7 protein-coding genes are annotated in these 5,338 nt (G+C 68.7%); all 7 read right to left on the bottom strand.

What is annotated here, in order from left to right; all coding sequences use genetic code 11:
- Positions 1 to 329 precede the first annotated feature (329 nt).
- Entirely contained in the window at positions 330 to 1,322 is a 993-nt protein-coding gene (gene dhaK / locus QNJ67_23805) for a dihydroxyacetone kinase subunit DhaK (GenBank protein ID MDJ0612014.1), read from the bottom strand.
- A gap of 16 nt (positions 1,323 to 1,338) precedes the next feature.
- Positions 1,339 to 1,773, bottom strand: a complete 435-nt coding sequence (locus tag QNJ67_23810; GenBank protein MDJ0612015.1) for a hypothetical protein — start codon at positions 1,771 to 1,773, stop codon at positions 1,339 to 1,341.
- Positions 1,770 to 3,398, bottom strand: a complete 1,629-nt coding sequence (gene ptsP, locus QNJ67_23815; GenBank protein ID MDJ0612016.1) for a phosphoenolpyruvate--protein phosphotransferase — start codon at positions 3,396 to 3,398, stop codon at positions 1,770 to 1,772. Before ptsP ends, QNJ67_23810 begins: the two co-directional genes overlap by 4 nt.
- Positions 3,391 to 3,687 (bottom strand): HPr family phosphocarrier protein, encoded by a 297-nt coding sequence (locus QNJ67_23820; protein ID MDJ0612017.1) that lies wholly within the window; start codon positions 3,685 to 3,687, stop codon positions 3,391 to 3,393. Before QNJ67_23820 ends, ptsP begins: the two co-directional genes overlap by 8 nt.
- Complete coding sequence (gene dhaM, locus QNJ67_23825; GenBank protein MDJ0612018.1) at positions 3,684 to 4,073, bottom strand: dihydroxyacetone kinase phosphoryl donor subunit DhaM; 390 nt, start codon at positions 4,071 to 4,073, stop codon at positions 3,684 to 3,686. The genes QNJ67_23820 and dhaM overlap by 4 nt, the downstream gene beginning before the upstream one ends.
- Entirely contained in the window at positions 4,070 to 4,678 is a 609-nt protein-coding gene (dhaL, locus tag QNJ67_23830; protein ID MDJ0612019.1) for a dihydroxyacetone kinase subunit DhaL, read from the bottom strand. Before dhaL ends, dhaM begins: the two co-directional genes overlap by 4 nt.
- The coding region (locus QNJ67_23835; protein MDJ0612020.1) for an ABC transporter ATP-binding protein at positions 4,668 to 5,338 on the bottom strand (671 nt) is incomplete at its 5' end. The genes dhaL and QNJ67_23835, both read right to left, overlap by 11 nt.

The following is a 5,338-nucleotide window of genomic DNA, read 5'->3' on the forward strand; positions in this document are numbered from 1 at the left end:
CAGACATGCGTGACGTGCACGTCGATTGCGCGTGTACGGAAAACCCCGTTCACCTCTTCAAGAATGGTGCTCATTAAGCCTCCCAGTGAGCGGTTTGAGCGAGCGAGTATACACCACTGTGAGCAGTCTAGTGACGAAGCGGCCGCTCCCGCAACGGGCGATAGGCTATCCCGGAGACCTTTCTGCGCCGTTCCCGCGCGATGTCGCACTCCCGTGCAGCAGGTTGTTTTGCTGAGACAGCGTTTGCCTCGGCGTCTCCGCGCCATGGACAGCACTGCGCTGCAATGCAATCGGGCCTGGGATCGGAGCGGCTGTCCGCGCCGCCGGCCTTACACGCCCCAGCGCAGGGCCGCGGTGTGAACCGGCGCGTCCCAGAGCCGAAGCATCTCGTCGTCGAACCGGGTCAGGGTGATCGAGCAACCGGCCATGTCGAGCGAGGTGCAGTAGTTGCCGACCAGCGAGCGGGCGATGGCAAACCCGCGGTCCTGGCAGAGCTTCGCAGCGGACTGGTAGATGAGATAAAGCTCCATCAGAGGGGTGCCGCCCATCCCATTGATGAACAGAAGGACCTGCTCGCCCTTTTTCGGCTTGAGTGACTCCGTGATGGCGCCGATCATCTCGGCGGCGATGTCCTCGGCATTCGCCAGGGCGACGCGGCGCCGGCCCGGCTCGCCGTGGATGCCGACGCCCATTTCCATCTCGCCTTCGCCGAGGTCGAAGGTCGGCTTGCCGGCCGCGGGCACCGTACAGCTGGTCAGCGCCACGCCCATCGATCCGGTCGCGGCATTGACCCGATCGCCCAGGGCCTGGCAGGCGGCGAGGTCGGCACCTTCCTCGGCGGCGGCGCCGACGATCTTCTCGACTACCACGGTACCGGCGACGCCGCGCCGGCCCTGGGTGTAGAGTGAGTCCTCGACCGCGACGTCGTCGTTGGTCAGCACTGTTGCCACCTCGCCCTCCATCATTTCGGCGGCCATCTCGAAGTTCATCACGTCGCCGGAGTAGTTCTTGACCACGAAGAGGATCCCGGCACCACCGTCGACCGCTTGGGCTGCGGCCAGCATCTGATCCGGGGTCGGCGAGGTAAAGACCTCGCCGGGACAGGCGGCATCCAGCATGCCCTTGCCGACGAAGCCGGCGTGCAGCGGCTCGTGCCCGGAACCGCCGCCCGAGACTAGGGCGACTTTGCCCTGGCTGGCCCCGCCGGCGCGGGTGACGAACTTCGGTGCCAGGCTGACCGTCACCAGGTCGCCATGGGCGGTGCCGAAGCCGTTCAGGCTATCGTTCAGAACGTCGTCAACGACGTTGATCAGCTTCTTCATCGCTTCTCTCCCCTGACTAGGATCGCTCGTCGTTGCGGGCGAGCGCAATCAAGCGCCGGGCCAGTTCCTCGATGGCCTCGGCAACCTCGGCCTGGCGCTTCGGATCGTCGAAGCCCGGGATCTCGATCTGGAGCACGCGGCGACCGGCCGCGACCTCTTCCGGGAAGACCGCCTGCTGCGGGTGCGCCTTACGGTAGGCCGCCAGGAAGGCACGGCGTTCTTCCGCAGAGAAATGGCAGATCTTCATGATGCTGGCGACGTGCTGCGCAGGCAAGGGTACCCGGTAGTTGGGATTGGTGATCTGCGAGACGAAGCTCTTGTGCGTGCCCAGGGCCTCGGCGATGCGCTGGCGCGTGCCGGATGGGCGCCGCTCCAGGAAGGTCTTCAGCAGGCTCTTGTAGACCCCGACCGCGTGTCCCGTATCCGACCGGTCCTCGGCCGTCTCGTTCATGGGTTGGTCACCTCGCCGCGGTAGTCGCGCAGCGCCAGCTTGACCCGGCCGAGCTGCGCCGGCGCCACCGAGAGCGACCGCAGGCCGCAGTCGAGCAGGCGCGGGACCAAGGTGGGGTCGCTGGCCAGGTCGCCGCAGAGCCCGATCTCGACCCCGCGCGTCCGGGCTGCCTCAACGCTGCGTCGGATCAGCTCGAGTACCGCCGGGTGATCGGCGACGGCGAGGTCGCCCAGCGCCGGATTGTCGCGGGCCGCGGCCATGACGTACTGGACCAGGTCGTTGGAGCCGATGGAATAGAAGTCGGCCTGGAAGTCCGCTGCGGTCAATGCCGCCGCCGGCACCTCGATCATCATGCCGAGGGCCGGCTTGCCGTGGGCGACGCCCTCGGCGGTCAGCTGTGCCAAGACTTCTTCGAGGAGCCGCCGCGCCCGCTCGAACTCGTCCGGCAGGGTGACCATGGGCAGCATGACCTTCAGCGGACCCTCGTCCGCGGCCCGTGCCAGGGCGCGCAGCTGGATCCGGAAGACCTCCGGGTGGGCGAGGGAGAGGCGCAGCCCGCGCTGACCCAGGAATGGGTTGGACTCCGCCTCCCGTGTGACGCCGGGGATCGGCTTGTCGCCGCCGGCGTCCAGGGTGCGGATGGTTACCGGCTTGCCGCCGGCCCAGGCCAGGATTCGGCGGTAGACCGCGAGCTGCGCCGGCTCGTCCGGCGGCTCGTTGCCCTCGAAGAGGAACTCGGTACGGGTGAGGCCGATGCCGTCGCAATGCTCCGGGGAGAGGCCGTCCAGGATTGCCGGGTCGTCGACGTTGATCAGGACCTGGATGCGCGCGCCTCCTGCCGTGACCGCGTTCTCCGCGAGCGCTTCGGCTGCGGCCGCGTCGCCCTGCGCCCTGGCCTGGATGCGGCTCTGGACTTGCGCCAGGGTGCCGTCGCTGGGTGCCAGGATCAGGCGGCCCGTCTCGGCGTCGAGCACGGCCGGCGCATCGAGCGCCAGATGATCGAGCTCCGCGTCGAGGCCGACGATCAGGGGAATCCCCCGCGCCCGCGCCAGGATGGCGACGTGGCTGGTCTTGCTGCCACCGCGGATCGCGCCGCCGCCGAGACGCTGCCAGTCGAGCTCGAGGAAGCGGCTCGGGGTCAGGTCCTCGGCGACCAGGATGGCACCCTCGGCGAAGGTCGCTTGGCGACCTGTGTCCTTGCCAATCAGGGCACGCAGCACGCGATCCTTCAGGTCGGCAAGATCCTCGGCCCGGGCCGAGAGGTACTCGTCGTCGCCGCTGCGGTACTCGGCGATCTCCCTGTCCAGAGCTTCGTCCCAGGCCCCGTGGGAAGTGCCGCCGGCCTGAACCGCCTTGAAGATCGGCGCCAGCAGGTCGTCGTCCTCCAGCAGCGCCTGTTGGAACTCAAGGATCCCGGCCGCCAGTTCGTCCTCTCCGGCGACAAGATCGGCCAGCTCCTCCTTGGCCAGGGCGATCGCCCGCAGAAGGGCCTCGCACTCCTGTGCGGCGCTGCCGACCCGTCGCCCGCCGAGGCGCAAGCTGCCCTCGCGCGCGATGGGCCCGATGACCAGGCCGTCTGCGGCGGCGATTCCCGCGATCACCTGTTCGGTCGCGGTCTCAGCCATCGAAGTCGCGTTCCACCAGGGCCACCAGAGCAGTGACCGCGGCCTCGGCGTCGCTGCCGCTCGCGCGAAAGCAGAGTGTCGCACCGTGCCCGGCCTTCAGCTTCATGACCGCGTTGGGGGACTTGGCGTTGACCCAATCGGCCTCGGCCCCGACCCGGACCTCGACGCTTGCCTGATGCGCCTTGGCCAGCTTGGTCAGCTTGACCGCCGGCCGGGCGTGCAGGCCGGTCGGGTCCTGTATCACCGCTTCGCCGAGCGCCTCGGTCAGGTCCTTGGCTGCGTCGTTCATGACAAGAACTCCTCGGCCGTGGCACGCACCTCGGCCAGCGTCGAGCCGCCCGCGGCCTCGGTCGCGGCCATGACCGCACCCTCGACGATCGGCGCATTGCAGATCACGACCTTGCCCTGCATTTCGGCCGGCAGCATTTCGATCGCCATCTCGCTGTTGGTTTCGGCCCCGCCCAAGTCGATCAGCATGGCCACACCCTGGGGGCCGTAGACCGACTGGATGGCCTCCATGATCGCGGGCACGTTGGTGCCCAGGCCGCCCTCGGGATTGCCGCCGCAGTGGGCGACGCGGACCTCGTCGCCGACCATCTCCCGCACCATGTCGGCCGCGCCCTTCGCGACCTCCGCGGAATGCGAGACGATGACGATGGAAACCCGTTCGCTCATGTTTTGCCCTCGATGACGTCGCAGACCGCATGGATCAAAAGCGCCGAAGAGCGCGCGCCCGGATCCAGATGCCCGATCGAGCGTTCGCCCAGGAATGAGGCGCGGCCCTTGGTGGCCAGCATGTCCCTGGTCGCGGCCAGGCCTTGGTCTGCCGCAGCGCGTGCCGCCGCGATCAGCTCTTCCGCCTCGGCCGCTTGGAGCGCCGCAACGACCGGGACCAGAACGTCCAGCATGGTCTTTTCGCCGGCCTCCGACTTACCGCGCTTCTTCACCGCCTCGATGCCCTCCGCCAGCATTGCCGCGATATCGGTTCCACCTTCCTGCCCGGCCGCCTTACCCATGCCCATCAGCAGCGAGCCGTAGAGCGGACCCGAGGCGCCGCCCACGGTCATGACCAGGGTCATGCCCGCCTTCTGCAGCGCGCCGGCCAGGGGCAGGGCGCCGATCTCCTCGGCGGCGGCCGCGATGGCGTCGAAGCCGCGCTTCATGTTGACGCCGTGGTCGCCGTCGCCGATCGCCTGATCGAGGGCAGTCAGCTCTTCGGCGTTCGCGGCGATGGTCGCGGCGGTTGCCGCGATCAGGCGTTGCAGCTGATCAGGTGCCATAGGCAGCCTCCGGCTTCGAATTCGTCTCCGGCCCGGTGATCCTTTGGCCCGCGTCGTCGAAGAACAGGGCGGCACCGGGACGCACGGCGATCCGGGTTTTCTCGCCCTCCGCGACGGGATCGTGGGCGCCCAGCAAGGCCCGAAGGGTCATATCCTCGACCGAGAGCAGGACCAAGGTCTCGACGCCCAGGTGCTCGACTGCAAGCACCTCGGCGGCGACCCCGTCGTCGCGGTGCAGAAGCACGTCCTCCGGGCGAACCCCCACGGTCGCCGCCGAGGTCGGGCGATTCTCGACGCCCAGAGTCCCACCCGGCACCAGGTTGATCTGCGGGCTGCCCAGCCGCCGGGCGACGTGGACGTCGCTGGGTTGTTCGTAGACCTCGCGTGGCGCGCCGACCTGGACCAGGCGACCCTCGGAGAGCACGCCGATACGGTCGGCCAGGGTCATCGCCTCGAGCTGGTCGTGGGTCACGTAGAGGATGGTCGCGCCCAGATCGCGTTGGATGCGCTTGAGCTCGATCCGCAGATCCTCGCGCAGCTTGGCGTCCAGCGAGGACAGCGGCTCGTCCATCAGGTAGATCGACGGCCGTCGCACAAGGGCCCGGCCGATCGCGACCCGCTGCATCTCGCCGCCGGAGAGCTGGGTCGCGCGGTTCTTCA

The sequence above is a fragment of the Kiloniellales bacterium genome, from assembly GCA_030064845.1.
GTDB lineage: Bacteria > Pseudomonadota > Alphaproteobacteria > Kiloniellales > JAKSDN01 > JASJEC01.

What these genes read in the sequence shown, in the direction of transcription:
- dhaK (MDJ0612014.1), bottom strand. Translation starts at nt 1,322, where the DNA reads ATGAAGAAGCTGATCAACGTCGTTGACGACGTTCTGAACGATAGCCTG.
- QNJ67_23810 (MDJ0612015.1), bottom strand. Translation starts at nt 1,773, where the DNA reads ATGAACGAGACGGCCGAGGACCGGTCGGATACGGGACACGCGGTCGGG.
- ptsP (MDJ0612016.1), bottom strand. Translation starts at nt 3,398, where the DNA reads ATGGCTGAGACCGCGACCGAACAGGTGATCGCGGGAATCGCCGCCGCA.
- QNJ67_23820 (MDJ0612017.1), bottom strand. Translation starts at nt 3,687, where the DNA reads ATGAACGACGCAGCCAAGGACCTGACCGAGGCGCTCGGCGAAGCGGTG.
- dhaM (MDJ0612018.1), bottom strand. Translation starts at nt 4,073, where the DNA reads ATGAGCGAACGGGTTTCCATCGTCATCGTCTCGCATTCCGCGGAGGTC.
- dhaL (MDJ0612019.1), bottom strand. Translation starts at nt 4,678, where the DNA reads ATGGCACCTGATCAGCTGCAACGCCTGATCGCGGCAACCGCCGCGACC.